27 protein-coding genes and 1 pseudogene are annotated in these 25,071 nt (G+C 67.4%); 19 read left to right on the top strand and 9 right to left on the bottom strand.

Translation table 11 applies throughout. The annotated features are described in order from the left end of the window. Positions 1 to 90: 90 nt before the first annotated feature. The 17 genes and pseudogenes from asnS to DX912_RS06660 all read left to right on the top strand — a co-directional run bounded on the left by asnS (position 91) and on the right by DX912_RS06660 (position 13,346). The gene (gene asnS, locus DX912_RS06585) at positions 91 to 1,491 is read left to right on the top strand and encodes an asparagine--tRNA ligase (RefSeq protein WP_115841687.1); all 1,401 of its coding nucleotides are present in this window, start codon (positions 91 to 93) and stop codon (positions 1,489 to 1,491) included. Positions 1,492 to 1,498: 7 nt separating this feature from the next. Beyond that, entirely contained in the window at positions 1,499 to 1,804 is a 306-nt protein-coding gene (locus tag DX912_RS06590) for a hypothetical protein (RefSeq protein WP_115841688.1), read from the top strand. Then, positions 1,801 to 2,109, top strand: coding sequence for a hypothetical protein (locus tag DX912_RS06595; protein WP_115841689.1), 309 nt, complete (start codon positions 1,801 to 1,803; stop codon positions 2,107 to 2,109). The genes DX912_RS06590 and DX912_RS06595 overlap by 4 nt, the downstream gene beginning before the upstream one ends. 9 nt (positions 2,110 to 2,118) lie before the next feature. Further along, complete coding sequence (locus DX912_RS06600) at positions 2,119 to 2,754, top strand: FMN-binding negative transcriptional regulator (protein WP_115841690.1); 636 nt, start codon at positions 2,119 to 2,121, stop codon at positions 2,752 to 2,754. A 1-nt stretch (position 2,755) separates the two neighbouring features. After that, on the top strand, positions 2,756 to 3,541 hold the full coding sequence (locus DX912_RS06605; RefSeq protein ID WP_115841691.1) for an SDR family oxidoreductase: 786 nt from the start codon (positions 2,756 to 2,758) through the stop codon (positions 3,539 to 3,541). 82 nt (positions 3,542 to 3,623) lie between these two features. Continuing rightward, the gene (locus DX912_RS06610) at positions 3,624 to 5,048 is read left to right on the top strand and encodes an aldehyde dehydrogenase (protein WP_115841692.1); all 1,425 of its coding nucleotides are present in this window, start codon (positions 3,624 to 3,626) and stop codon (positions 5,046 to 5,048) included. 4 nt (positions 5,049 to 5,052) lie between these two features. Further along, complete coding sequence (gene can / locus DX912_RS06615; protein ID WP_115841693.1) at positions 5,053 to 5,724, top strand: carbonate dehydratase; 672 nt, start codon at positions 5,053 to 5,055, stop codon at positions 5,722 to 5,724. Further along, a complete protein-coding gene (locus tag DX912_RS06620) occupies positions 5,721 to 6,155 on the top strand; it encodes a RidA family protein (protein WP_115841694.1) in 435 nt (144 codons plus the stop codon). The genes can and DX912_RS06620 overlap by 4 nt, the downstream gene beginning before the upstream one ends. Before the next feature lie 2 nt (positions 6,156 to 6,157). Continuing rightward, complete coding sequence (locus DX912_RS06625) at positions 6,158 to 6,688, top strand: 3-hydroxyanthranilate 3,4-dioxygenase (RefSeq protein ID WP_115841695.1); 531 nt, start codon at positions 6,158 to 6,160, stop codon at positions 6,686 to 6,688. A gap of 16 nt (positions 6,689 to 6,704) precedes the next feature. Continuing rightward, complete coding sequence (locus tag DX912_RS06630; protein WP_115841696.1) at positions 6,705 to 7,715, top strand: amidohydrolase family protein; 1,011 nt, start codon at positions 6,705 to 6,707, stop codon at positions 7,713 to 7,715. 10 nt (positions 7,716 to 7,725) lie between these two features. Continuing rightward, entirely contained in the window at positions 7,726 to 8,094 is a 369-nt protein-coding gene (locus DX912_RS06635; RefSeq protein ID WP_115841697.1) for a 5-carboxymethyl-2-hydroxymuconate Delta-isomerase, read from the top strand. 4 nt (positions 8,095 to 8,098) lie between these two features. Beyond that, on the top strand, positions 8,099 to 9,397 hold the full coding sequence (kynU, locus tag DX912_RS06640; protein WP_115841698.1) for a kynureninase: 1,299 nt from the start codon (positions 8,099 to 8,101) through the stop codon (positions 9,395 to 9,397). Positions 9,398 to 9,477: 80 nt separating this feature from the next. Further along, positions 9,478 to 9,624, top strand: a pseudogene (locus tag DX912_RS18780) (GIY-YIG nuclease family protein); the annotation flags it as partial. A gap of 3 nt (positions 9,625 to 9,627) precedes the next feature. Next, on the top strand, positions 9,628 to 9,750 hold the full coding sequence (locus DX912_RS18785) for a GIY-YIG nuclease family protein (RefSeq protein ID WP_425477912.1): 123 nt from the start codon (positions 9,628 to 9,630) through the stop codon (positions 9,748 to 9,750). Positions 9,751 to 9,796: 46 nt separating this feature from the next. Beyond that, positions 9,797 to 11,167 carry an FAD-dependent oxidoreductase gene (locus DX912_RS06650; protein ID WP_233433507.1) on the top strand — a complete coding sequence of 457 codons (1,371 nt, stop codon included), beginning with the start codon at positions 9,797 to 9,799 and terminating at the stop codon, positions 11,165 to 11,167. Between the two features lies 1 nt (position 11,168). Further along, on the top strand, positions 11,169 to 12,611 hold the full coding sequence (gene sbcB, locus DX912_RS06655) for an exodeoxyribonuclease I (RefSeq protein WP_115841700.1): 1,443 nt from the start codon (positions 11,169 to 11,171) through the stop codon (positions 12,609 to 12,611). A 48-nt stretch (positions 12,612 to 12,659) separates the two neighbouring features. Continuing rightward, positions 12,660 to 13,346 (top strand): DUF2461 domain-containing protein, encoded by a 687-nt coding sequence (locus tag DX912_RS06660; protein ID WP_115841701.1) that lies wholly within the window; start codon positions 12,660 to 12,662, stop codon positions 13,344 to 13,346. A 16-nt stretch (positions 13,347 to 13,362) separates the two neighbouring features. Here DX912_RS06660 and cfa read toward each other — a convergent pair whose 3' ends face one another. From cfa to DX912_RS06685, 5 genes are all read right to left on the bottom strand, one after another. After that, positions 13,363 to 14,490: a cyclopropane fatty acyl phospholipid synthase gene (gene cfa, locus DX912_RS06665; RefSeq protein WP_115841702.1), complete on the bottom strand. Its 1,128-nt coding sequence runs from the start codon at positions 14,488 to 14,490 to the stop codon at positions 13,363 to 13,365. A 74-nt stretch (positions 14,491 to 14,564) separates the two neighbouring features. Next, complete coding sequence (locus tag DX912_RS06670) at positions 14,565 to 15,440, bottom strand: DUF3298 and DUF4163 domain-containing protein (protein ID WP_115841703.1); 876 nt, start codon at positions 15,438 to 15,440, stop codon at positions 14,565 to 14,567. A gap of 79 nt (positions 15,441 to 15,519) precedes the next feature. Beyond that, positions 15,520 to 16,239 (bottom strand): pseudouridine synthase, encoded by a 720-nt coding sequence (locus DX912_RS06675; protein WP_115841704.1) that lies wholly within the window; start codon positions 16,237 to 16,239, stop codon positions 15,520 to 15,522. A gap of 196 nt (positions 16,240 to 16,435) precedes the next feature. After that, the gene (locus tag DX912_RS06680; RefSeq protein WP_115841705.1) at positions 16,436 to 16,714 is read right to left on the bottom strand and encodes a GNAT family N-acetyltransferase; all 279 of its coding nucleotides are present in this window, start codon (positions 16,712 to 16,714) and stop codon (positions 16,436 to 16,438) included. A 39-nt stretch (positions 16,715 to 16,753) separates the two neighbouring features. Then, on the bottom strand, positions 16,754 to 17,431 hold the full coding sequence (locus DX912_RS06685) for a histone H1-like repetitive region-containing protein (RefSeq protein WP_181902735.1): 678 nt from the start codon (positions 17,429 to 17,431) through the stop codon (positions 16,754 to 16,756). 227 nt (positions 17,432 to 17,658) lie between these two features. On the opposite strand from DX912_RS06685, the gene DX912_RS06690 reads away from it, so the two are divergent. After that, positions 17,659 to 17,841: a hypothetical protein gene (locus tag DX912_RS06690; RefSeq protein WP_115841706.1), complete on the top strand. Its 183-nt coding sequence runs from the start codon at positions 17,659 to 17,661 to the stop codon at positions 17,839 to 17,841. 49 nt (positions 17,842 to 17,890) lie between these two features. Here DX912_RS06690 and DX912_RS06695 read toward each other — a convergent pair whose 3' ends face one another. The 4 genes from DX912_RS06695 to DX912_RS06710 form a co-directional block, all read right to left on the bottom strand. Further along, a complete protein-coding gene (locus tag DX912_RS06695) occupies positions 17,891 to 18,499 on the bottom strand; it encodes a rhomboid family intramembrane serine protease (RefSeq protein WP_115841707.1) in 609 nt (202 codons plus the stop codon). A gap of 48 nt (positions 18,500 to 18,547) precedes the next feature. Continuing rightward, positions 18,548 to 20,173 (bottom strand): POT-type proton-dependent oligopeptide transporter, encoded by a 1,626-nt coding sequence (locus DX912_RS06700; protein WP_115841708.1) that lies wholly within the window; start codon positions 20,171 to 20,173, stop codon positions 18,548 to 18,550. 364 nt (positions 20,174 to 20,537) lie between these two features. After that, positions 20,538 to 21,365: a hypothetical protein gene (locus DX912_RS06705; RefSeq protein ID WP_147298575.1), complete on the bottom strand. Its 828-nt coding sequence runs from the start codon at positions 21,363 to 21,365 to the stop codon at positions 20,538 to 20,540. Continuing rightward, a complete protein-coding gene (locus tag DX912_RS06710) occupies positions 21,362 to 21,991 on the bottom strand; it encodes a glutathione S-transferase family protein (protein WP_115841710.1) in 630 nt (209 codons plus the stop codon). Before DX912_RS06710 ends, DX912_RS06705 begins: the two co-directional genes overlap by 4 nt. Before the next feature lie 149 nt (positions 21,992 to 22,140). Between DX912_RS06710 and ligD the strand changes: the two genes are divergently transcribed. Next, entirely contained in the window at positions 22,141 to 24,714 is a 2,574-nt protein-coding gene (ligD, locus tag DX912_RS06715) for a DNA ligase D (RefSeq protein ID WP_115841711.1), read from the top strand. Positions 24,715 to 25,071 lie beyond the last annotated feature (357 nt).

A 25,071-nucleotide genomic window follows, 5' to 3' on the forward strand; every position in this document is an offset into this window, starting at 1 on the left:
TACGACTAGGGATTATAGCGACGCGATGCCGGGCGTTCGGTAAACTCCGGCCTTTCCCCACATTGGCCCGAAGCGGCAAGGATTCAAGGCATGACGGTGGTCAGCGTCGAACAGGCGCTCGCGGGCAAGATCCCGGCGGGTGGCGAAGTCACGGTCCGCGGCTGGGTGCGTACCCGGCGCGATTCCAAGGCCGGGCTCAGCTTCGTCAACGTCAGCGACGGCTCGTGCTTCGCGCCGATCCAGGTCGTTGCGCCGGCCGAACTGCCCAACTACGAATCCGAGGTGAAGCGCCTCACCGCCGGCTGCGCGGTGATCGCCACCGGCACGCTGGTCGCCTCGCAGGGCCAGGGCCAGGCCTTCGAAATCCAGGCCAGCAGCCTCGAAGTGGTCGGCTGGGTCGAGGACCCGGAAACCTACCCCATCCAGCCCAAGGCGCATTCGCTGGAATTCCTGCGCGAAGTCGCCCACCTGCGCCCGCGCACGAACCTGTTCGGCGCCGTCACGCGCATCCGCGACTGCCTGGCCAAGGCCGCGCACCGCTACTTCCACGAAAACGGCTTCTACTGGATCTCCACGCCGATCGTGACCACCTCCGACGCCGAAGGCGCCGGTCAGATGTTCCGCGTCTCCACGCTCGACATGGCCAACCTGCCGCGCGACGACAAGGGCGGCATCGATTTCAGCCGCGATTTCTTCGGCAAGGAAACCTTCCTGACGGTTTCCGGCCAGCTCAACGTCGAGGCGTACGCGCTGTCGCTGAGCAAGGTCTACACCTTCGGTCCGACCTTCCGCGCCGAGAACAGCAACACCACGCGCCACCTGGCCGAATTCTGGATGATCGAGCCGGAAATCGCCTTCGCCGACCTCGCCGAGGACGCGCGCGTGGCCGAGGAATTCCTGAAGTACATGTTCCGCGCCGTGCTCGCCGAGCGCGCCGACGATATGGCCTTCATCGCCGAGCGCGTGCAGAAGGACGCGATCACGCGCCTGGAGTCGTTCGTCAACGCGCCGTTCGAGCGCATCGAATACACCGACGCGATCAAGCTGCTGCAGAAGGCCGACAAGAAGTTCGACTTCCCCGTCGAATGGGGCCTGGACCTGCAGACCGAGCACGAGCGCTGGCTGACGGAAGAACACGTCGGTCGCCCCGTCGTGGTCACCAACTATCCCGAGCACATCAAGGCCTTCTACATGCGCCTGAACGACGACGGCAAGACCGTCGCCGCGATGGACGTGCTGGCCCCGGGCATCGGCGAGATCATCGGCGGCAGCCAGCGCGAGGAACGCCTGGACATGCTCGACGCGCGCATGGCGCAGTTCGGGCTGGATCCGGCGCATTACGGCTGGTATCGCGATTTCCGCCGCTACGGCACCGTGCCGCACGCCGGTTTCGGCCTCGGCTTCGAGCGCCTGGTGGTGTACGTCTGCGGCCTGAGCAACATCCGCGACGCGATCCCGTACCCGCGCGCGCCGGGCAGCGCGGAGTATTGATCGCACCGTGATCCTCTTCTTTTCCCTGCTCTTCGTCGCCATCGCCATCGCCGGCTTCTGCGCGTTCGTGATCTTCTGGCCGCTGTCGCTGGTGCACATCCGCGACCGGCATCCGCAGTTGCAGATCGAACTGGGCGAAGGCGCGTTCGCGCGGCCGTCGGCGTGGGGATGGCTGCTGCGTCGCGGCTATCTGTCGGCGAACGACGGCAACCTCAACGGCCTGGCGACTCCCGCGCGGATCTCGCTGCTGACCATCATCGGCGGCCTGGTGTGCGCCGCATTGCTCTGGATCCTCGCGGTGGTGATCGGATGAACGAGAACGTCAACGACCAGTGGTGGCTCGCGACGATCGGCCGCACGCTGATCTGGGCGCGCCTGCGCGTGCTCGAGGCCGGCACCGCCGAAGTGCTCGACAGCGACGGCATCAGCCAGCCCTACGACAGCGAGGACAGCGCACGCGCGGCGCTGATGGACGCCGAGTTCGTCTCGCTCGACGGCCTCGACGACGACGACGCACGCAACCGCGGTTTCGCGCTGGACGAACTCGTGCCGCCCAGCGGCGAAGGCCTCGACGTGCTTCGCCCGCAGATGGTCCAGCAGCTTCCCTCGCGGCACTGATCGGGCGCCATGTACCTGCCCCGCGCCTTCGCCGAGCACGACCTCGAAGCGCTGGACCGGCTGGCAGGACGCGATCGTTTCATCACGCTGGTCACGGTGCGCGACGGCGAACCCGTCGTCAGCCACCTTCCAGTGCTGTACCGGCGCAGCGGCGACCACGTCGAACTGATCGGCCACTGGGCGCGACCCAACCCGCAGGCGACGCACGCCGGCCCCGCGCTGGCGATCTTCCACGGCCCGCACGCTTACGTCTCGCCGGGCTGGTATCCCGACAAGGAACCCGCCGCGCGCGTGCCGACGTGGAACTACGCCGTCGCGCACCTGCGCGGCACGCTGTCGACCTTCGACGATGAGCGCTCGCTCGCCGAAGTCGTCGACGGTCTGAGCATCGATCACGAAGCCACCGTCGGTGGCGACTGGCGTTTCGAGCTCGAACGCGACGATCTTCGCCGCCAGCTGCGCGGCATCGTGGGCTTCCGCTTCGTCGCGCATGAGATCGCGCTGAAGTTCAAGCTCAGCCAGAACCATCCGATGGCCAATCGCGAAGCGGTGGCGTCGCAGCTGGAAGCGCAATCGCGCGAAGCCAGCCGCGAAACCGCCATGCTGATGCGCGAACGCATGACCACCGAACGCAACGGAGACTGACGTGGACCTCGACCTCACCGGAAAGCACGCGCTCGTCTGCGGCGCCAGCCAGGGCATCGGCCTCGCGGCCGCGCAGGCGCTCGCCGGACTCGGCGCCGACGTCACGCTGCTCGCGCGTCGCGAAGAGCGGCTCCGCGAGCTCGTCGCCACGCTGCCGACGGACAAGGGGCAGACGCACGGCTGGATCGCCGTCGACAGCGCCGATACCGACACGCTGCGCGCGAAAGTGCAGGCGCTGGTGTCCGCGAGGCCCGTGCATGTGCTGGTCAACAACACCGGCGGCCCGCCGCCCGGCCCGGTGCACGGCGCCGAGATCGCCGCGTTCGAAGCCGCGTACCGGCAGCACCTCATTGCCAACCACGTGCTCGCCGAAACCGTCGTGCCCGGCATGGAACGCGATGGCTATGGCCGCATCGTCAACGTCATCTCGACGTCGGTGAAGGAACCGCTGCAGGGCCTGGGCGTGTCCAACACCACGCGCTGGGCGGTGGCGAGCTGGGCGAAGACGCTCGCCACCGAACTTGCGCCCAAGGGCATCACCGTGAACAACGTGCTGCCCGGTTCCACCGAGACGCCGCGCATCGAGCAGATCATCGACAACACCTCGGCGAAGACCGGCCGCACCCGCGACGAAGTGTTCGAGAAGATGGTGTCGGAGATCCCGATGCGCCGCTTCGCGCGCCCGGAGGAAACGGCCGCGGCGATCGCGTTCCTGTGCTCCCCGGCGGCGTCCTACATCACCGGCGTGAACCTTCCCGTCGACGGCGGCCGTACCCGGTCGTTGTAATGCCCTGACCACGGCATTGGTGTCGTGCAGCATCGCCACCATACTCATCAGCACGTCCCACCCGCGCTGTTAAGCTAGCCCCATGCGCCTTCGCCACTTCATCGCCGGTGAACCACGCGAGCCGGCATCCGGCCGGTGGGGCGAGGTTTTCGATCCAGCCAACGGCAAGGCCTTCGCGGAAGTCGCGCTGGGCGATGCCGGCGACGTGGACGCGGCGATCGCCGCCGCCGAAGACGCCTTTCCCGCCTGGTCCGCCCTACCCCACAGCGAACGCGCACGCTGGCTCGAAAAGCTCGCCGACGCGCTCGAAGCGAACCTCGACGATTTCGCGCACGCCGAGTCGCGCGATGGCGGCAAGCCCATCAAGCTCGCACGCGAAGCCGAGATCCCGCGCGCGATCAGCAACCTGCGTTTCTTCGCGCACGCCGCGACGCAGTTCGCCAGCGAATCGCACCACGGCCAGGCCGGGTTGAACTACACCTTGCGCCAGCCGCTCGGCGTGGTCGGCACGATCTCGCCGTGGAATCTCCCGCTGTACCTGTTCACGTGGAAGATCGCGCCCGCGCTCGCGGCCGGCAACACGGTGGTCGCCAAGCCGTCGGAAGTGACGCCGGTGACCGCGACGATGCTGGGCGAACTCGCGGCGGATATCGGATTTCCGAAAGGCGTGCTCAACATCGTCCACGGGCTCGGTCCCGACGTCGGCGAACCGCTGGTGGCCGATGCGCGCGTCAAGGCGATTTCCTTCACCGGCAGCACGCCGGTAGGTCGGCGCATCGCGGGCATCGCGAGCCCGCTGCTGAAGAAGGTGTCGCTGGAACTCGGCGGCAAGAACCCCACGCTCGTCTTCGCCGACAGCGACTGGCGCGACCACCTCGATACACTGGTGCGCTCGGCATTCCAGAATTCGGGGCAGATCTGCCTGTGCGGCTCGCGCATGCTGATCGAGCGCAGCATCTACACCGAATTCCGCGACGCGCTGGTCGAACGCGCGCAGCAGCTGCGCGTGGGCGATCCGATCGACGAGGACAACCAGCTCGGCCCGCTCGTCTCGCGCGCGCACTTCGACAAGGTCATGGCCGCGCTGCAGCGTGCGCGCGACGAAGGCGGCAAGGTGCTGTGCGGCGGCAACGCGCTCGATCGACCCGGCTGGTTCGTCGCGCCCACGGTGATCGAAGGCCTCGGTCCGGATTGCGCGAGCAATCGCGATGAGATCTTCGGACCAGTGGTGACGCTGCAACCCTTCGACACCGACACGCACGCGCTTTCGCTCGCCAATGCCGGCGACTACGGCCTCGCCGCCTCGGTATGGACGCGCGACCTGCGACGCGCGCATCGCCTGGCCGCGCAGTTGCGCGCCGGCATGGTGTGGATCAACACCTGGCTTCAACGCGACCTGCGCACGCCGTTCGGCGGCACGGGCGCGTCCGGCCTCGGCCGCGAAGGCGGATTCGAGGCCATGCGCTTTTTCACCGACGCCAAGAACGTCGGCCTGCAACTGGAATGAACCGATGACTACCGGCCCGCTTACCGATCTGCTCAACAACAACCGCGAATGGTCCGAACGGATCAACCGCGAGGACCCTGAATTCTTCCAGCGCCTGTCCAAGCAGCAGGCGCCCGAATACCTGTGGATCGGCTGCTCGGATTCGCGTGTTCCCGCCAACCAGGTCATCGACATGGCGCCGGGCGAGGTGTTCGTCCATCGCAACATCGCCAACGTCGTCGTGCACACCGACCTCAACTGCCTGTCGGTGATCCAGTTCGCCGTCGACGTGCTGAAGGTCAAGCACATCCTCGTCGTCGGCCACTACGGCTGCGGCGGCGTACACGCGGCGCTGCACGGCACGCGCGTGGGCCTGGCCGACAACTGGCTTCGTCACGTGTCGGATGTCGCCGAGAAGCACGAAGGCTGCCTGCACCACGCGCAGGACAGCGAACGCCATGACCGCCTGTGCGAACTCAACGTGATCGAGCAGGTGCAGAACGTCTGCCTGACCACCATCGTCCGTGACGCCTGGGCGCGCGGCCAGGAGCTGACCGTGCACGGCTGGGTCTACAGCCTGCGCAACGGCCTGGTATCGGACATGGCCATCGACGTCAGCTCGCATGACCAGCTCGACGGCCTGTACAAGGCGGCGATCAAGCGCGTGAACGGATTCGGCGGGGACTCGCCGCGATGAGCGACGTCATCCGCGCCGGCGCCGCCCCCAAGCCCGTGGGCCAATACCCGCATGCGCGCCGCGTGGGCGACCTTCTCTTCCTCTCTGGCATCGGCCCGCGCGACCCGGCGAGCAACGCCATCGTCGGCAACGTCCACGACGCCGAGGGGCGCCTGATCAGCTACGACATCGACGCGCAGACCCGCGCGGTGTTCGCCAACGTGCGCACCGTGCTGGAAGCCAGCGGCGCACGTTGGGAAGACCTCGTCGACGTGACCGTCTACCTCACCGACATGGCGCACGATTTCAAGGCCTACAACGCGGTGTGGGCCGAGTACTTCCCCGACATCGACACCGCGCCGTGCCGCACCACGCTGGGCATCACCGCGCTGCCGACGCAGATCGCGATCGAACTCAAGTGCGTGGCCGCGCCGCGCGGCAAATCGGAGTAAGCATGCTTCCCGGCCCCATCAACCTGCACGCCTGGATCGAGGAACACCGCCACCTGCTCAAGCCGCCGGTGGGCAACAAGGTGATTTACGTCGGCGATTTCATCGTGATGGTCGTCGGCGGCCCGAACCAGCGCACCGACTACCACTTCGACGAGGGCGCCGAGTGGTTCTACCAGCTCGAAGGCGAGATGATCCTGCGCATCCAGGAAGACGGACAGGCGCGCGACATCCCGATCAAGGCGGGCGAGATCTTCCTGCTGCCGCCGCGCGTGCCGCATTCGCCGCAGCGCATGCCCGATTCGATCGGACTGGTGATCGAACGCCGTCGCCGCCCCGAGGAACTCGACGGCCTGATGTGGTTCTGCGAACGCTGCAACCACAAGCTGTATGAGGAGTTCTTCCCGCTGCGCAACATCGAGACCGATTTCCCGCCGGTGTTCGACCGCTTCTACGCCTCGCGCGACCATCGCACGTGCGGACAATGCGGCCACGTGAACCCCGCTCCATCGAAGTACGTGATGCCGGATACCTGAGGACGCACCGTCGCGCATGCTCAAGATCGACACCCACGCCCATTACCTTCCGCGCGACTGGCCCAACCTGGCGCGCAAGTACGGCGACGACCGCTTCCCGGTGATCCACCACACCGAAGACGGCCGTCACCGCATCTACAAGGACGGCAAGTTCTTCCGCGAGATCTGGTCCAAGACCTGGGATCCGCAGGAACGCATCGACGACTACGCGCGTTTCGGCGTACAGGTGCAGGTGATCAGCACCGTGCCGGTGATGTTCAGTTACTGGGCGAAGCCGCACCACGCGCTGGAACTGCACCAGGCGCTCAACGAGCACATGGCCGAAGCGTGCCGCGAGTACCCTCGCCACTACGCCGGTATCGGCACCGTGCCGCTGCAATCGCCGCGTCTCGCGATCCAGGAACTTGAGCGCTGCATGGACCAGCTCGGCCTGCAGGGCGTGCAGATCGGCAGCCACATCAACGACTGGAACCTCGACGCGCCGGAGCTGTTCGACTTCTTCCAGGCTGCGGGCGAACTCGGCGCCGCGATCCTCGTGCATCCGTGGGACATGATGGGTGCGGCGACGATGCCGAAATACTGGCTGCCGTGGCTGGTCGGCATGCCGGCGGAGCAGTCGCGCGCCGCGTGCTGCCTGATCTTCGGCGGCGTGCTCGAACGCGTGCCGAACCTGAAGGTGTGCATGGCGCACGGCGGCGGCAGTTTCCCGTACACCATCGGCCGCATCGAACACGGCTTCAACATGCGCCCCGACCTCGTCGCGACCGACAATCCGCGCAATCCCCGCGAATACCTGAACCAGCTGTTCTTCGATTCGTGGGTCGCCGATCCGCGTGCGCTGCGTTACCTGCTCGATACCTGCGGCGTCGATCGCGTGATGCTCGGCACCGACTACCCCTTCCCGCTCGGCGAACAGGAACCCGGCGCCGGTATCGCCGCGCTTGAATTGTCCGACGCCGAGCGAGCGCGCCTCTACCACGGCACCGCGCTGGAATGGCTGGGCCTTTCGATGGCCCGATTCGCCTGAGGGCCCGCACATGCCGCACGTCACGTTGCAGTACACGGTGAACCTCGCGGAATTCAATCCGACCGCGGCCTTGCGCGCGATCAACCAGGCGCTCGCCGACAGCGGTCATTTCGACGAGGAAGCGATCAAGAGCCGCGCGTTGCGCCTGGACGATTACCGCGTCGGCGTCGCCGATGCCGGGCGTGCGTTCATCCACGTGCAGCTGAAGGTGCTGCCCGGCCGCGACGACGCCACGCGCAAGGGCTTCGCCGAGCTGATCATCGCGGCATTGTCTTCCGTGCTCACCGGCCACCCGCCGGCCACGCAACTGTGCGTCGAGGTCGACGAGCTCGATGCGAGCACCTACACCAAGCGCGTCGTCGACGCGCCGAACGGCTGATTCCATGACCGACGCAGTTTCCGAGCTTTACTCCGATACGTACGCAATCGCCCAGGACGCCGCCGACCCGCTGCGCGACATGCGCTCGCAGTTCCTGATCCCGCAACACGTCGGCGCCGACCAGGCATACTTCGTCGGCAATTCGCTGGGACTGCAGCCGCGCGGTGCGCGTGCGCATGTCGAGGAAGTGCTGGACAAGTGGGCGCACGAAGCCGTCGAAGGCCACTTCACCGGCCAGGCGCAATGGATGCCGTACCACGAACTGGTGCGCGAATCGCTCGCGCGACTGGTCGGTGCGAAGCCGCTGGAAGTCGTGGCGATGAACACGCTCACGGCGAACCTGCATTTCATGATGGTGAGCTTCTACCGACCCACGCGCGAGCGGCCGGCGATCCTGGTCGAAGCAGGCGCGTTCCCGTCCGATCGCTACGCCGTCGAGTCGCAGATTCGTTTCCACGGATTCGATCCGGCGACGGACCTGATCGAAGTGCAGCCCGATCGCGACGATGGCACGACGTCGATGGAAGCGATCGAGCGCGCGATCGCCACGCACGGCGCGCGACTCGCCCTCGTGCTGTGGCCGGGCGTGCAGTACCGCACCGGACAGGCGTTCGACCTGCCGCGCATCGTGAAGATCGCGCACGCGCACGGCGCCGTGTGCGGCTTCGACCTTGCGCACGCGGTAGGCAATCTCGAACTTGCGCTGCACGACAGCGGCGTCGATTTCGCCGTGTGGTGCCATTACAAGTACGTCAACAGCGGTCCGGGCGCGGTCGCCGGGTGCTTCGTCCACGAGCGCCACGCGCACAGCGATCGCCCGCGTTTCGCCGGCTGGTGGGGGCATGAGCAGAACACGCGCTTCCGCATGGGCCCGCATTTCGTGCCGACGCCCGGCGCGGAAGGCTGGCAGCTGAGCAATCCGCCGATCCTCGGCATGGCGCCGCTGCGCGCTTCGCTGGAGCTGTTCGATGCGGCCGGCATGCCCGCGCTGCGCGCGAAATCGCTGCGCCTGACGGGCTATCTGGAAGCGCTGATCCGCGAGCGGCTGGACGGCACTCTGCAGATCGTCACGCCGGCCGACCCCGCCCAGCGCGGCTGCCAGCTGTCCCTTCGCGTGATCGGCGGCCGCGGTCTCACCGGCCGCGACGCGGGGCGCGCATTGTTCGATGATCTCGCCACACGCGGCGTGCTGGGCGATTGGCGCGAACCCGACGTCATCCGCATCTCGCCCACCCCGCTCTACAACACGCACGCGGACGTGCTGCGGTTTGTGCGTGCGGTAGAGGCATGGCGGGATGGTTGAAGCTGTCATTCCCGCGAAGGCGGGAATCCAAGTATCAGGCGTTTCAAGGATGAGGAATGGCGAAGCAACCGGCGGTCTACATGCTGGCAAGCAATCGCAATGGCACGATCTATATCGGCGTGACGAGCAACCTGATGGCGCGCACCTGGCAACACCGCGAGGGCCTGATGTGAGGCTTTACAAAGCAACACGACGTCACGCGCCTGATCTGGTACGAACAGTGCGAAGACATGTCGGCCGCAATCCATCGAGAGAAGCAGTTGAAGAAGTGGAACCGGGCATGGAAGGTCCGACTGATCGAAGAACGCAATCCTGAGTGGAGCGATCTGTGGCCCGGCCTTGCCGGCAACTGACGCCTGGATTCCCGCCTTCGCGGGAATGACAGCATGGGGACCGAACGTGACTGCAATACCCGACAACCGCCACATCACCCTCATCGGCGCCGGCCTCGCCGGTGCGGTGCTCGCGACGCTGCTGGTGCAGCGCGGCTGGCGCGTGGACGTGTACGAGAAGCGCGGCGATCCGCGCGTGCAGGGCTATGGCGGTGGGCGTTCGATCAACCTCGCGCTGGCAGAGCGCGGCCGTCACGCGCTTCGACTCGCCGGGGCAGACGACGCGGTAATGAAGCACGCGGTGATGATGCGCGGCCGCATGGTGCACTTCCTCGATGGCCGCACCGACCTGCAGCGGTACGGTCGCGACGATAGCGAGGTGATCTGGTCGGTGCATCGCGGGGAACTCAATGTCGTGCTGCTCGACATCGCCGAACGCGCCGGCGCGCGGCTGCACTTCGACCGGGGGTTGTCGAACGTCGATTTCGACGCGCGCATCGCGATGTTCACCGATCCGCGCGACGGCAGCACGCACCAGGTGGCATTCGAATCACTCGTCGGTGCGGACGGCGCGGGATCGGCATTGCGCTCTGCGATGACGAAGCAGGTCGATCTGGGCGAACGCACCGAATCGCTCGGGCATTCGTACAAGGAGCTGGAGATCCCGCCTGCGCGGGACGGCAGCTTCAGCATCGAGCCCAACGCACTGCACATCTGGCCGCGCGGCCGTTACATGTGCATTGCCCTGCCCAACGACGAACGCACCTTCACCGTCACGCTGTTCCTGCCCAACGAAGGCGATCCGAGCTTCGCGACGGTGCGTACCGGACATGACGCGCGCGCGTTGTTCGAACGCGACTTCGCCGATGCGCTGCCGCTGATTCCGGATCTGGAGCAGGATTTCGAGCGCAACCCGACCGGCATCCTCGCGACGCTTTACCTTGATCGCTGGCACCTGGACGGTCGCGCCGTGCTGCTCGGCGACGCCGCGCACGCGATGGTGCCGTTCCACGGGCAAGGCATGAACTGCGCGTTCGAGGACTGTGTCGCACTGGCCGAACAACTCGATGCCCAGCCCGACCGCGCGGCCGCATTCGCCGCGTTCCAGGCCGATCGCCTGCCGAACGCCCGTGCGATCCAGCAGATGGCGCTGGAGAACTACCTGGAGATGCGCGACCGCGTGGATGACGACGATTACCTGCTGCAGCGCGCGCTCGAACGCGAACTCGCGCAGCGTCATCCGGATCGCTTCATGCCGCGCTATGCGATGGTGACCTTCCACCGCATTCCGTATGCCAGGGCGTTCGAGCGCGGACGGCAGCAACGCGACCTGCTGGTCGACCTCACACGCGGCCATGCGTCGCTCGACACCCTCGACTGGAACGTGGTCGACGCCGCCGTGCGCGAACGCCTCTCGCCGCTGCCCGTGGACGCCTGACGTGCCGGGCAGCTTTCTTTTCTACGACCTGGAAACCTTCGGCGCCGATCCGCGCACCACGCGCATCGCGCAGTTCGCGGCGATCCGTACCGACTGCGACCTCAACCAGATCGAAACGCCGATCAGCGTGTTCGTGCGGCCTGCCGACGACCTCCTGCCGTCGCCCGGCGCCACCATGGTCACCGGCATCACGCCGCAGCACGCGCTGCGCGAGGGCATGAGCGAAGCGGCGGCGTTCGCGCTGATCTTCGAGGAGATGGCGCGGCCGGAAACCTGCTCGCTTGGCTACAACTCGCTGCGCTTCGACGACGAGTTCATCCGCCACGGCCTGTTCCGCAATTTCTTCGACGCGTACGAGCGCGAGTGGCGCGGCGGCAGTTCGCGCTGGGACCTGCTCGACGTGTTGCGCCTGGCGCATGCGATCCGTCCGGACGGGCTGGTCTGGCCCACGCGCGAGGATGGCGCGACGTCGTTCAAGCTCGAACACCTCGCCGAAGCAAACGGCGTCCGCATCGGCGACGCGCACGAGGCGCTCTCGGACGTACGTGCGCTGATCGGCCTCGCACGCAAACTGAAGGAAGCACAGCCGCGCCTGTGGGACTACGCGCTTCGCCTGCGCGACAAGCGCTACGCATCGAGCCTGCTCGACGTCATCGCGATGAAGCCCGTGCTGCACGTATCGCAGAAGTTCCCGGCCAGCCGCCTGTGCGCCGCGCCGGTGCTGCCGATCGCGCGACATCCGCGCATCGACAGCCGCGTGATCGTGTTCGATCTCGAACAGGATCCCGATGCACTGCTGCGCCTCAGCCCGGAAGGCATCGCCGAGCGTCTTTACGTGCGCGCGGCCGACCTGCCCGAAGGCGAATCGCGCGTTGCGCTCAAGGAAGTGCACACCAACCGCTGCCCGGCGCTGATTTCGTGGGATCACCTGCGCGGGCCGGATTTCGACCGCCTGCGCATCGATCCGGTGCTCGCCGAGGAACGCGCCGCGCGCATCCGCGAGGCCGGTCCGGAAATCGCGGAGAAAGTGCGGCAGGTGTTCGGCGTCGAGCGCGAACGCGTGGCCTCCGACGTGGATGCCTCGCTTTACGATGGCTTCATCGGTGACAGCGACAAGCGCCTGTTCCCGCAGGTGCGCACCACGCCGCCGGAATCGCTGGGGCTGGCCGAGTTCGCGTTCCGCGACGCGCGCCTGCCGGAGATGCTGTTCCGCTACCGCGCACGCAACTGGCCCGAAACGCTGGACGCGGAAGAATGGGCGCGCTGGAACGATTACCGTCGCTGGCGGCTGTACGACGAATCCGGCGCCTCCGAGTACAGCTTCGCGCGTTTCGCCGAGGAAATCGGCCTGCTGCGCGCCCTGCACGCGCAGGACACGCAGAAGCAGGTATTGCTCGATCAGCTCGAAATCTGGGGGCGGGACATCGCGGCCGGGCTGGAATAAGCGCCCGCCGCGCCCCAGATAGGACCCAAGCCCCGGACTCCCCGCCTCATGGCCACCTATTTCAGCGAAGCAAGCTTCAAGTTCCTGCGCGGCATCGCGCGCAACAACAACCGTACGTGGTTCCAGACCCACAAGGCCGACTACGACGCGCACCTGAAGGAACCGTTCCAGCGCCTGCTGACCGACCTGCAGCCCGGGCTCGCCGGCGTGAGCGAGCACTATCGCGCCGCACCGAGCGGTGTCGGCGGTTCGCTGTTCCGCATCCAGCGCGACACGCGCTTCGCCAACGACAAGACGCCGTACAAGACCTGGCAGGGCGCGCGGCTGTTCCACGAGCGCGGGCGCCAGGTCGAAGCGCCGTCGTTCTACGTGCAGATCCAGCCGGGCAACTGCTTCGTCGGCGCGGGCCTGTGGCATCCGCAGCCGGACACGCTGCGTCGCGTGCGCCACTTCATCGTCGACAACCCGGGCAGCTGGAAAGCCGCCGCGCACGACGCGAAGTTCCGCCGACGCTTCGACCTCGACGAGGACGAGATGCTCACGCGCATGCCGCGCGGCTTCCCCGACGACTTCGAGTTCGCCGACGACCTCAAGCGCAAGAACTTCGTCGCATTCCGCGTGATCGATGACGCCACCATGATCGGCCCGCGCCTCTTGAAGACACTGGAAACCGACCTGAACGGCATGGCGAAGTTCGTCGATTACCTGTGCGCGGCGCTGGATCTGGAATTCTGATCCGCAGCGAAACGGCTCAACGCGGCGCGACGTAACCGCCCGGCACGCCCTTCGGCGACAGCACCAGCTGCCACAGCTGCGAATGCCGGCTGCGGAAGGTCGCCATCGACGCGGACAGATAGAAGCGCCACATCCGGCGGAAGCGCTCGTCGTAGCGGTCGTCCAGCTGGGGCCAGGCGCGTTCGACGTTCGCGCGCCAGGCCTGCAGCGTGCGGTCGTAGTCGGCGCCGAAGTTGTGCCAGTCCTCCAGCACGAACAGGCCTTCGCTCGCCTGCGCGATCTGCGCGGCCGAAGGCAGCATGGAGTTCGGGAAGATGTACTTGCCGATCCACGGATCGGTATGCCGCACCGAGCGGTTGGTGCCGATGGTGTGCAGCAGGAACAGGCCGTCGTCGCCGAGGCAGCGCTGCGCGACTTCGAAGTACGTGCGGTAGTTCTTCACGCCGACGTGTTCGAACATGCCCAGCGAGAACGAACGGTCGAACCGCTCATCGAGTTCCCGGTAATCCTGCAGGCGGATGTCGATCGGCAATCCCTGGCACAGCTCGCGCGCGAAGGCCGCCTGTTCGCGCGAGACCGTCACGCCGACGCCGGTGATGCCGTAGCGTTCGGCCGCGAACTTCAGCGCCTCGCCCCAGCCGCAGCCGATGTCGAGCACCTTCATGCCCGGCTGCAGGCCGAGCTTGCGGCAGACCAGGTCGAGCTTGGCTTCCTGCGCGTCGTCGAGGTTGTCGATCAGCGCGCCGTCGCGGTCGCGCCAGTACGCGCAGCTGTAGACCAGGCGCTTGCCGAGCATCGCGCGATACAGGTCGTTGCCGAGGTCGTAGTGGCGCTCGCCCACCTGGAAACTGCGCCGGCGGCTCTGCAGGTTGGTGAAGCGCGCCCGCAGCGCGTCGATGGCCAGGCCGATGCCGTGGACCTTCTGGTCGAGGTCCGCCGCGATCATGCGGTAGAGCATTCCGTCCAGCGACGGCACGCGCCACCACCCGTCCATGTACGACTCGCCCAGGCCCAGCGAGCCTTGCGAGAGCACGCGCGCGTGGAAGCGCTCGTCCTCGACGTGGAGGTCCCAGGGCCGGTCGCCGTCCAGGCGGACATCGGCCAACGACAACAGTTGCTCGACCCGACTGCGCAATGCGGACATGGCGACTCCGGCGAGGCGGACGCCGGCCTGCCCGGCGTCGGTGTGCCCGGCCGACGTGGCCGGGATGCCCGATCCTAGCGCGCCGGAGGCGTCGGGGTCGCGACGGGGGCCGGCGCGGGCGCGGCGGCGAACAGCGGCCGGAACTCCGGCGCCAGGTGCGGCAGGAGCACGTCGACGGGCACTTCCACCGTCTGCGTGCCGTCCGAATACGGCCCTACCTGGTAGGGCGCGAAGACGAACCGCAGGCCGGACAGGCGCCCGTCGGGCGCGGCGACCGGTTCGAACAGCGCGAAATCCGACGGCTCCGGCTGCGTGCCGTCGTCGATCATCTTCGAGGCGTTCTTCACCACTTCGGCGCGTTCCTCGGCCGGCAGGTCGTCGGCATCCACGCGCTGCGACAGCGCGGCGTGCAACTGCTCGCGAACGTAGTCGGAAATGGCCGTCCAGCCGGCGGCACTCGGAACCAGCTGCTGCGCCGTGAGCAGGCGGTTCTGCTTCGGCAACCAGACGAAGCGCGCGATCAGCGGCGCACCGTGCGCGCCGCCGGTGTAACTGCTGCCGTCGGCGGCCACGGCCACCACGTCGGGCGTGTGCATCAGTTCGGTGAAGCTCAGCGACAGGTCGTACGGCGCACTGGTCGCACCGCCGGGCTGGCTGCGCGCCTTGGCTGCTTCGATCAGGTCGTTGCGCGCGGTGTCGGCGTATTTCTTCAGCTCCGCGGCAAGGCCCGGGTACTGCTCGGCCGGCACCTGGTAGCTGATGCCGATGATGTAGTCCGACGTGGATTCGGACACGTCTTCCAGCTTCACGTCGGCAGGCGCGACGATGGCCGTATCGCCCGGCGCCGTGGCGGGCGCGCCGGGGGTGGCGACGGGAGCGGCGGGTTCGGGTTCGCGCTTGCACGCGATGAGCGCTGCGGACAGCGCGAGGGGCAACAACAATCGCTTCATGGGCAATCCCTTGTCATCGCCGCAGGTTAGCGGCGGCGGCGTGATGCCCGGATCGACGCATCCCGGGCCGCGCGCGGGATTACCAGCTGTCGCGCTTGGGCAGCAGGCCGCGCAGTTCGGCGTCGGTGAGGTTGCGCCACTGGCCGGGCTTGAGGTGCCCGAGCTTGACGTTGCCGATGCGCACGCGCATGAGCTGCTTCACGCGGAAGCCGAAGTGCGCGGCCATCAGGCGGATCTGGCGGTTGAGGCCCTGCACCAGCACGATGCGGAAGCCGAACCGGTTCAGGCGCCCGGTCTTGCACGGCAGTGTGGTTTCGCCGTGCACCGGCACGCCGCGCGCCATGCCGCGCAGGAACTCGTCGGTCACCGCGTGGTTCACCGCGACCAGGTATTCCTTCTCCAGCTTGTTCTCGGCGCGCAGGATCTCGTTGACGATGTCGCCGTTGCTGGTCAGCAGGATCAGCCCTTCGGAATCCTTGTCCAGGCGGCCGATCGGGAAGATGCGGCGCTCGTGGCCGACGAAGTCGACGATGTTGCCCTTCACCGTGGACTCGGTCGTGCAGGTCACGCCGACCGGCTTGTTGAGCGCGATGTAGACGTGCTGGCGCTTGTTCTTTGCGACCGTGCGCGCCTTCAGCGGCTGGCCGTCGACCAGGACTTCATCGCCCTCGCCCACTTCGGCGCCGACGCGCGCGCGCAGGCCGTTGACCGTGACCCGGCCTTCGGCGATGAGGCCGTCGGCCTCGCGCCGCGAGCAGTAGCCGGTGTCGCTGATGTGCTTGTTCAGGCGCATGCGCATTAGCGCCGGTGCGGCGCGGGTGTCGGGGGACGGGGCGCGAATGCTGTCATACCTTGGCCTTCCACGCATCCCGGCGTGCGCTCAAGCGCAAATCACCGCCAACCGAGGGGCCGGGAAAGCGGCGCTTCCGGGCGGGCTGTCTGAATCCGGCGCCTGCCGCCACGGAACCGCCGCTTCCGGCCACTGACTGGGGCCGTCAGGCGAGCAGCTGGTTGTATTCCGGATGCCGCTCCGCCCACGCGGCCGCGTACGCGCACCGGGGATGTACGTGCCAGCCCTGCGCCTTGGCGTATTCGAAGGCGGCCTTCACCAGTTCGCCTGCAATGCCCCGCCCGCCGATGGCGTCCGGCACGCCGGTGTGGGTGATCACCAGGCGGTCGCCTTCGCGCTGGTACTCCAGCACGGCGACCTCGCCATCGACGGTGGTGGTGAAGACGCCCGATGCGGGATCGTGCTCGATCTGGTGCGTGGTCATGACGGAATCCGGTGGAAGCCAGGCGCGATCATGCCGCGCTCAGCGTGCATCGCGCTTGCCCTGGTTGCGTCGATCCTGGCTGCTGATGTGGCCCTGGTTTCCCTCCAGGCGGATCTCGGCGTTGTGCAGCTCCTGGGCTTTTTCGGCGGCGCTGTCGGACATCGCGCCCGGCCCACCGCCGTGCCCGTGGTTCGCCTCGAACTGCTGCCACGGCGGCGGCTGGTGATCGCGTTCCTGCTTGGCGGCGAGCAGCTCACGCGTGTTCGCCAACGCCTGCTCGGGCGTGATCTGCGGCTTTTCCTCGCGAGCACGGCGACGCGGCGCCTTGGCGGCGGCGGTTGCGTTGGATGTCTGGCGCGAGGGGGTCTTGCGGGCGGCGGTCGCCTGTTTGGCGGTGGCCTTCCGGGCGGCGGTCTTCTTCGCTGCGGTCTTCTTCGCTGCGACCTTCGTCGCCGCGGACTTCTTGGTGGCGACCTTCTTGGTGGCGACCTTCTTCGTCGCGGACTTCTTTGCCGGGGCCTTCGTGGCCGCGGTCTTCTTCGTCGAAGCCTTCTTCGCGGGGACCTTCTTCGTCGCCGTTTTGGCCGACTTCGCGGCCTTGCCGACGGCCTTCTTCGCTGCCTTCGCAGGTGCCTTCTTCGCGGTCTTCTTCGAAGCGGCTTTCTTCGCGGGCGCCTTGCGGGCCGTGGTCTTCTTGCCGGCCTTCCTCATCGCCATGCCTGGACTCCTGGCTCAACGGGGAATTCCGGCATATCACGGGCTGCATTCATGCCGGGTGAGCGCCGACCCGCTGCGTCACGCGTGCGAACGCGTGGCGACCGGATCTGACCGCTTGCGTCACATCGCGTCGGCCAGATCCTCATCACGACGTGTGGCACGGAATCTGCGTGATCCAGTACCGGAAATGCGCTTGGGGAAGCGCTCCGCACGCCCGGGAGGACACCATGACCCTGCATCACCTGACGCTCGACCACCTGAGCGACGACGCACTGATGTCCCGCCTTTACGAACTGGCGCGCACCGACCGCCATACCGTGGAAACCGCGCAGATCGACGCCGAAGTCTATTCGCGCCTGCTCCAGACCTACGGCGACGCCGAGCCCGACACCGCCTGCGTCGCGGCGTAATCCGGAATACCGGGCGGGGCGCGATGCCCCGCCGCGATGCATTGCCGCATCAGCCCCCGAACGAGGGGCTCATCAGCCGTTGCAGGAAGGCCCCGCCGAAGCGCGGCTCCATCAGCAGCATGAACAACACGCCGTAGATCGCGCCGGAGATGTGCGCGCTGTGGTTGATGTTGTCGCCGCCGCGCTTGTCCATGTAGATCGAATAGCCGATGTACATCACGGCGTACAGGATCGCCGGCATCGGCAGGAAGAACACGAGGATCAGCGACCACGGCTGCAGCAGGATGAAGGCGAACAGCACCGCCGATACCGCGCCCGACGCGCCTAGGCTCCGGTACGTGGGATCGTGCCGGTGGCGCAGGTAGGTCGGCAGGATCGCGATGACTATCGCCGACAGGTAGAACAGCACGAACCCGAGCGGCCCGACCAGCTCTGCCATCACGCGCTCGATCAGGCGACCGAAGAAGTACAGCGTGATCATGTTGAACAGCAGGTGCGACCAGTCGGCATGGATGAAGCCATGCGTCAGCAGCCGGTCGTACTGCTTTTTCCGGTCGATCGCCGGCGGCCACAGGATCAGGCGGTCCAGCAGCGCCGGCCGCTCGAAGGCGAGCCAGGACACCAGCACGGTCACGGCGATCAGGGCGAAGGTCAGCATTCAGTGGGTTCCAGTGTTCGTCCCGTTCGATCGCCCGATCATGGAGGATCAGGCGTGACGGTAGTTGTCCTGCATCGGGTAACGCCGCGCGTACAGCGCGAACGCCGCCGCCGCGACGAAGGCGAAGCCGGCGAAGAAGAACATCAGGAAGGCGTTCTCGCTGAGCCCGGTGGCGCCGATGTGCGAGGTCACGTACTCGTTGCGCACGCCCGCGTTGGTCAGCAGCACCCACAGGCTGCCGAACGTGCTGGCGAGGTACCAGAAGGCCATGATCACGCCCTTCATCGCCTGCGGCGCCTGGCTGTAAGCGAACTCGAGCGCGGTCGCCGACACGAGCACCTCGCCGAAGGTCAGCAGCGCGTACGGCAGGATCTGCCACGCCAGCGAGACGGGGTCGCCGCCGTCGATGTAGAGCTGCAGCGCGCCAGCGATCACCCAAGCCACGCCCGAGAACGCGATGCCCGCGCCCATGCGCCGCAGCGCGGTGGGCTCGAAGCCCATGCGCTTGAGCGCCGGGTACAGCACCAGGTTGTTGAACGGGATCAGCAGCATCACCAGCGCGGGGTTCAGCGCCTGCATCTGCGCGGCGTCGCGCACCAGCCAGCTCGGCCACCACCACGCGTCGTGCGGCATCGCCATCTGGTTGCCCTGCAGCACCCACGTCGAGGCCTTCTGGTCAAACAGCGACCAGAACGGCGTGGTCAGCGCGAACACGATCAGGATGCGCAGCACGGCGCGCACGCCGTCGACCGCCGCGTCCGGATGCGTGCCGCGGGCGCGGTCGAGCTGCATCGACGTGCCGATGCCGCCGAAGGCGATCACCGCGCCCAGCGCCAGGCACGCGGAGATGACGAAGCCGAACGATTCGGGCCACCACGACAGTCCGACCGTCGCATGCAGCGCCCAGCCGAGCAGCAGGCCCGCCGCCAGTGCGAAACCGCCCATCGCGACGAGGAAGCCGCCGCGCCCCTGCCCCGGCGCGAGGAGCGCCGTGCGCGCGACGTGCAGGAACGAGTTCGGATCCGATGCCGCCGGCGGCACGTTGATGTACTGCTTGCGGCCGAGCCAGAAGATGAAGGTCGCGATGAACATCAGCGCGCCCGGGATGCCGAACGCCACCGCCGGCCCGTATTCGCGCAGGAAGATGGGCATCAGCAGCGAGGCGAAGAAGCTGCCGAAGTTGATGATCCAGTAGAAGCCGTCGAAGACCTTCCGCGCCAGGTGCTTGTTGGTCTGGTCGAACTGGTCGCCGACGAACGACACCACCAGCGGCTTGATGCCGCCCGAGCCCAGCGCGATCAGGAACAGGCCGGTGTAGAAGCCGTTGCGGTTGTTCTCGAACAGCGCCAGGCACGCGTGGCCGGCGCAGTAGATCAGCGAGAACCACAGCACCGTGCGGTACTTGCCGAAGAAGCGGTCGGCCAGCCAGCCGCCCAGCAGCGGGAAGAAGTACACGCCGATGACGAAGGTGTGGAAGACCTCCTTCGCCATGCCCGCGCGCTCGCCTTCGGGCAGGTACGCCAGCAGCGCGCTGGAGGCCAGGAACTGCACCAGGATGTTGCGCATCCCGTAGAAGCTGAAGCGCTCGCAGCCTTCGTTGCCGATGATGTAGGGAATCTGGCGCGGAAGCCTGTTGCTGCTTTCGGCCGGCGCTGCGGTCGCGGGAATCGTCATCCGGTTCTGCCTGTACTCGTGATCGCCGCGACTCCGTTCGCCTGGCGGGACGGCGCCCGTCGCGGTGCGTCGGCGACGGGCAAAAAACAGGCGGAGCTCAGACCCCGCCGTGCCCGGAGAGTACCAAGGGGGCCGCGGCAAGCGAAGTGCTGGGGTGGGCGGGATGCGGGGCGTGTGCGGCCGTGGCGTCGCCAGGCGGCGATAACCGCACGCGGCGCGCCTTTGCCGTCATCCCCGCGCGGGCGGGGATCCAGCTATGGCTGCGCCACGCCTCCGCCAGCCGTCGGGCGTGACGGTACGGATGCATGGATTCCCGCCTTCGCGGGAATGACGGCAAGCGAAAGCGGGGGCGCGACCACGAAACCTAGTCCGCCGCTTCCACTCCATCGGCCAGGTCCGCGGCGTCATCGAATCCGGCGCCGCCTTCTTCGGCGACCGCAGCGGCATCGGCCGCCTGCTCCGCACCCTGCACCTCCAGCGTGTACTGGAAGTTCTGCATCATCTGGCGCGGGCCTTCGCGGTACGCCGCGGCGATCGCCAGCGTGTGTTGGCCCGGCGGCAGCGGCTTGAGCATCAGCCAGTAGCCGTCGGTGGCGACGGCCGGGTCGTTCGAGGTCAGCGTGAAGCACGACTCGCCGGCCGCGCGCATGCGCTGGTACTGGCCGATGGGACGACCGTCGAGCAGCACGAGCCCGGTGTAGACGTGGTCGACGAAGTTCGCCGCGCGCTGCTGCTTCTGCGTGCAGCTGAGCGCTTCCGTTTCGCCCGGCTCGCCGGCGCCGACGGCCCGCGTGATCAGCGGGACGAACAGGTGGCGATCGGCCGGAATCGTGCAGGTGCGCATCGCGTCGAACGAACCGTCGGTGCCGGCGAGGAACCACACCGGACCGTCCTGGTGCTCCGCACAGCGGCTGCCATCGCGATCCTGGTACGGCGCCTTGCCATCGAAGCGGCTGGCCCACTGCCACCAGCGCGAGGACCACTGCGTCTGCGCGGCATCGGCCACGGCGACATCGGCAGGCACCCAGCGGTCGTCCAGGCTCACCACCGGCGGCGGTGGCGGCGCCTCCTTCTGCTGGCTCCAGCCCAGTTCCTCGCGGATGTCCTGCACTTCCTTGCAGCCGGTGGCGAGCAGCGCACCGGCCGCGCACATGGTCGCCAACGCCGCGCGCGCGGCGGTCGAAAGGTTCATGCCCATTCGGTCAGCCCCTCGCGTTCGTAGAGCGTGCGGAACGACGGCCGCGCCTTCATGCGTTCGGCCAGCGTCGCCAGGTGCGGCCACGTGTGGCCCGGGCGCGGCATGTTCCGCGTCCAGCGCATCAGCATCGTCAGGTAGAAGTCCGCCGCGCTCAGGCGGTCGCCCAGCAGGTACGGACCGTTCGCGGCGAGGTGCGCGTCAAGCCGGTCCCACGTCGCCTCGATGCGGCCGCGCGCGCCGGCCTGCACGCGGTCGGCGTGGTCGGCGTCGATGTCCTGCGGATACCACCACAGCCGCAGCGGCGACTGCAGCGTGTTGGCGAGGTTGAGCATCCACTGCAGGTACGCGCCGCGCTGCGGGTCGTCCAGCGCCGGCGCGAGCCCCGCCTGCGGATGGCGATCGGCGACGTGCAGCACCAGTGCGGCGGCCTCGTACAGCGGCTGGCCGTCGGCGACGAGCGTGGGCACCACGCCATTGGGATTGAGCGCGAGGTACCCGGCGCTTTTCTGCTGGCCGGCCTTGGTGTCGACCAACGCCAGTTCGTGCGGGACGTCCAGCTCGATGAGCAGCCAATGGACGACCAGACTCGCCGCCCCGGGCGAGTAGTAAAGACGGTACATGCGGCATTCCCCCGGAATGAGCGCGGATGATCGCATGCCGTTCATGCGGCGAACCGGGCGGAAGGTCACGTCATTCCCGCTTCAGGCTTTCGCGCGGCGTCCACCCGCACGGGCGGAAGGTGAAGTCCCGCCCGCGCCACGCCGATGCAATGAGCCTGACGGAATACCGCCGCAAGCGGCAGTTCACCAAGACCCGCGAACCCGAGCCCGGCAAGCGCCTGCCGCAGGGCCGGCGTGCGATCTTCGTCGTCCAGCTGCATCACGCCAGCCGCCGCCACTACGACTTCCGCCTGCAGATCGGCGACGCGCTGAAAAGCTGGGCGGTGCCCAAGGGACCGAGCTACGACCCGAACGTCAAGCGCATGGCGGTCGAAGTCGAGGACCATCCGGTCGATTACGCCGAGTTCGAAGGCGAAATTCCGAAGGGCCATTACGGCGGCGGCCATGTCGCGCAGTTCGACCACGGCGTGTGGGCGACGCCTTACGACCCGGAAGAACAGCTCGCGAAGGGCCACCTGAAGTTCGAACTGTTCGGCGACAAGCTCAAGGGCGGCTGGCACCTGGTGCGCTCGGGAAAACCGGCGCGTCAGCCGCAATGGCTGCTGTTCAAGGACAAGGACGAATACGCCGGCACGCTCGAAGCCGACGACCTGCTCGCCGACGTCACGCCGCCGCCGGAGGAAGACGCCAAGCGCGCCGGACGCGGCAAGGCCAAACGCAAGCGCGAGACCGAAGTGCCGGTTCAGAGCGCGACGCGGCATCGCGACTGGGCGAAGCTGGCGATGAAGTTGCCCGGCGCGCGCAAGGCCGCCGCGCCGACGGAGTTCTTCGCGCCGCAGCTGGCCAAGCTCGGCGACGCGCCACCCGAAGGCGACCAGTGGGTGCACGAGATCAAGTGGGACGGCTACCGCATTGTCGCCACTGTCGCGCGGGGCAAGGCCAAGCTCTGGTCGCGCAATGCGCTGGACTGGACCGACAAGGTGCCCGAGATCACCGGCGCGATCGAAGCGCTGGGCCTGAAATCCGCTGCGCTCGACGGCGAACTCATCGCCGGCTCCGGCACGCGCGACGACTTCAACCTGCTGCAGGCGACGCTGTCCGGCGAACGCCAGGGCACGTTGTCGTACGCATTGTTCGACCTGCTGCACGTCGATGGCGTGGACATCAGCAAGGCGCCGCTGATCGAACGCAAGACGCTGCTGGAGCAGATCCTCGGCCACGGCACGCGCCACCTGTCGTACAGCTCGCATGCGGTGGGCGACGGCGAGCAGGCATTCGAGCTCGCGGGCCAACAGGATTTCGAAGGCATCATCTCCAAGCGCGCCGACCGCGCCTACCACTCCGGGCGCGGCGACGACTGGCGCAAGACCAAGGCGCTGCACAGCGACGAATACGCCGTCGTCGGATGGACCGCGCCGAAGGGCAGTCGCAGCGGTTTCGGGTCGCTGCTGCTCGCCACGCCCGACAAGCGCCATGGCTGGGCCTACGTCGGCCGCGTGGGCAGCGGGTTCTCCGACACGCTGATCAAGGACATCAGCAAGCGCCTCGGCCGGGCGGGTTCGAAGGAACCGACCGTGTACGTGCCCGAGAACGACACCGACCTGCGCAGCGCGAAGTGGTTCGAACCGCGCTTCGTGGTGGAAGTGAACTTCCGCGGCATCGGCGGACAGGGCCTGCTCCGGCAGCCGTCGCTCAAATCCATTCGCGACGACAAGCGCATCGAGGATCTATCTGACAGCGATCGCGGTTCGGGTACGAAGCCGACCAAGGCCGCAGCGAAGAAGACCGCATCCAAGACGAGCGCATCGAAGACGGCAACGAAGAAGGCCGTGAAGTCGGCGACGAAAACCGCGCGCACGCCGCCGAAACTCAGCAGCCCGACGAAGGTGCTGTATCCCGACGACGGCTACACCAAGCTCGATGTCGCCAACTACTACGCGGCGGTTCGCGACCATCTGCTGCCGGAAATCGCCGGCCGTCCGCTGTCGATCATCCGCTGCCCCGCCGGCACCGACAAACCCTGCTTCTTCCAGAAACACCACACGCCCGGGCTCGAGCTCGTCGAATTCGTGCGCCTGAAGGAAGAAGCCGGCAACAACGCCAACTACCTCGTCGTGAACGACGACGCCGCGTTGATGGAACTGGTGCAGTTCAACGCGCTGGAATTCCACCCGTGGGGCTCGCACGCGGACGATCCCGATCGCGCCGACCGCATCGTCTTCGACCTGGACCCCGGCCCCGACGTGCCGTTCGACGAAGTCAAACGCGCCGCCGTGGACGTGCGCAAGCGGCTCATCGAACTCGAACTGGAATCCTTCCTGCGCACTACCGGCGGCAAGGGCCTGCACGTGGTGGTGCCGTTGAATCCCGGCTGCGACTGGAGCCTGGTGAAACCGTTCGCGCAGAGCTTCGCAGAAGTGATGTCGCAGGCCGAACCCGACCGCTTCCTCTCCGTGTCGACCAAGCGTCTTCGCAACAAGCGCATCTTCGTCGACTACCTGCGCAACGGGCGCGGCGCCACGGCGGTCGCGTCGTATTCGCTGCGTGCCCGGCCGCGTGCGCCGGTGTCGATGCCCCTGGCGTGGAGCGAGCTGTCCAAGCTCAAGCGCGGCGACGCGTTCACCATCGCCGACGTGCCCGCGCGCCTGAAGCGACGTCGCAAGGACCCGTGGGCGGGGATCGAGAAGATCAAGCAGAATCTGTCGAAGTTTTCGGCGGAGTAGAGGTTGGGCTCAACGCCGCGGCGCCGGAGGGAACCCCGAACGGCGTCAAACCTTCCCGTCATTCCCGCGAACGCGGGAATCCAGCGTCTTTCGTGGACGGCAGCTGCTTGCAGTGCGGCGGGTGCGTGCAAAGGCACTGGATTCCCGCGTTCGCAGGAATGACGAGCAACGCGTAGCGAGCGGCAAGGCTCCAACGATGGCAACCTCGGGGCGCGCTGCGCTCACTCGGGCCGACGGCGCGCCAACCCGCCCGCATACAGCTTCGCCCTTTACACCGTTCCGACAGGCAGAAGACCTGTTCGCAACAAATCCACACGCACCATCCGCCGACCGGATGCGCACGCTTTCGGCATGGGG

This window comes from Lysobacter soli (assembly GCF_003382285.1).
Lineage (GTDB): Bacteria > Pseudomonadota > Gammaproteobacteria > Xanthomonadales > Xanthomonadaceae > Lysobacter_J > Lysobacter_J soli.

What these genes read in the sequence shown, in the direction of transcription:
- asnS (WP_115841687.1), top strand. Translation starts at nt 91, where the DNA reads ATGACGGTGGTCAGCGTCGAACAGGCGCTCGCGGGCAAGATCCCGGCG.
- DX912_RS06595 (WP_115841689.1), top strand. Translation starts at nt 1,801, where the DNA reads ATGAACGAGAACGTCAACGACCAGTGGTGGCTCGCGACGATCGGCCGC.
- DX912_RS06600 (WP_115841690.1), top strand. Translation starts at nt 2,119, where the DNA reads ATGTACCTGCCCCGCGCCTTCGCCGAGCACGACCTCGAAGCGCTGGAC.
- DX912_RS06610 (WP_115841692.1), top strand. Translation starts at nt 3,624, where the DNA reads ATGCGCCTTCGCCACTTCATCGCCGGTGAACCACGCGAGCCGGCATCC.
- can (WP_115841693.1), top strand. Translation starts at nt 5,053, where the DNA reads ATGACTACCGGCCCGCTTACCGATCTGCTCAACAACAACCGCGAATGG.
- DX912_RS06620 (WP_115841694.1), top strand. Translation starts at nt 5,721, where the DNA reads ATGAGCGACGTCATCCGCGCCGGCGCCGCCCCCAAGCCCGTGGGCCAA.
- DX912_RS06625 (WP_115841695.1), top strand. Translation starts at nt 6,158, where the DNA reads ATGCTTCCCGGCCCCATCAACCTGCACGCCTGGATCGAGGAACACCGC.
- DX912_RS06630 (WP_115841696.1), top strand. Translation starts at nt 6,705, where the DNA reads ATGCTCAAGATCGACACCCACGCCCATTACCTTCCGCGCGACTGGCCC.
- DX912_RS06635 (WP_115841697.1), top strand. Translation starts at nt 7,726, where the DNA reads ATGCCGCACGTCACGTTGCAGTACACGGTGAACCTCGCGGAATTCAAT.
- kynU (WP_115841698.1), top strand. Translation starts at nt 8,099, where the DNA reads ATGACCGACGCAGTTTCCGAGCTTTACTCCGATACGTACGCAATCGCC.
- DX912_RS18785 (WP_425477912.1), top strand. Translation starts at nt 9,628, where the DNA reads ATGTCGGCCGCAATCCATCGAGAGAAGCAGTTGAAGAAGTGGAACCGG.
- DX912_RS06660 (WP_115841701.1), top strand. Translation starts at nt 12,660, where the DNA reads ATGGCCACCTATTTCAGCGAAGCAAGCTTCAAGTTCCTGCGCGGCATC.
- cfa (WP_115841702.1), bottom strand. Translation starts at nt 14,490, where the DNA reads ATGTCCGCATTGCGCAGTCGGGTCGAGCAACTGTTGTCGTTGGCCGAT.
- DX912_RS06670 (WP_115841703.1), bottom strand. Translation starts at nt 15,440, where the DNA reads ATGAAGCGATTGTTGTTGCCCCTCGCGCTGTCCGCAGCGCTCATCGCG.
- DX912_RS06675 (WP_115841704.1), bottom strand. Translation starts at nt 16,239, where the DNA reads ATGCGCATGCGCCTGAACAAGCACATCAGCGACACCGGCTACTGCTCG.
- DX912_RS06680 (WP_115841705.1), bottom strand. Translation starts at nt 16,714, where the DNA reads ATGACCACGCACCAGATCGAGCACGATCCCGCATCGGGCGTCTTCACC.
- DX912_RS06685 (WP_181902735.1), bottom strand. Translation starts at nt 17,431, where the DNA reads ATGGCGATGAGGAAGGCCGGCAAGAAGACCACGGCCCGCAAGGCGCCC.
- DX912_RS06690 (WP_115841706.1), top strand. Translation starts at nt 17,659, where the DNA reads ATGACCCTGCATCACCTGACGCTCGACCACCTGAGCGACGACGCACTG.
- DX912_RS06695 (WP_115841707.1), bottom strand. Translation starts at nt 18,499, where the DNA reads ATGCTGACCTTCGCCCTGATCGCCGTGACCGTGCTGGTGTCCTGGCTC.
- DX912_RS06700 (WP_115841708.1), bottom strand. Translation starts at nt 20,173, where the DNA reads ATGACGATTCCCGCGACCGCAGCGCCGGCCGAAAGCAGCAACAGGCTT.
- DX912_RS06705 (WP_147298575.1), bottom strand. Translation starts at nt 21,365, where the DNA reads ATGAACCTTTCGACCGCCGCGCGCGCGGCGTTGGCGACCATGTGCGCG.
- DX912_RS06710 (WP_115841710.1), bottom strand. Translation starts at nt 21,991, where the DNA reads ATGTACCGTCTTTACTACTCGCCCGGGGCGGCGAGTCTGGTCGTCCAT.
- ligD (WP_115841711.1), top strand. Translation starts at nt 22,141, where the DNA reads ATGAGCCTGACGGAATACCGCCGCAAGCGGCAGTTCACCAAGACCCGC.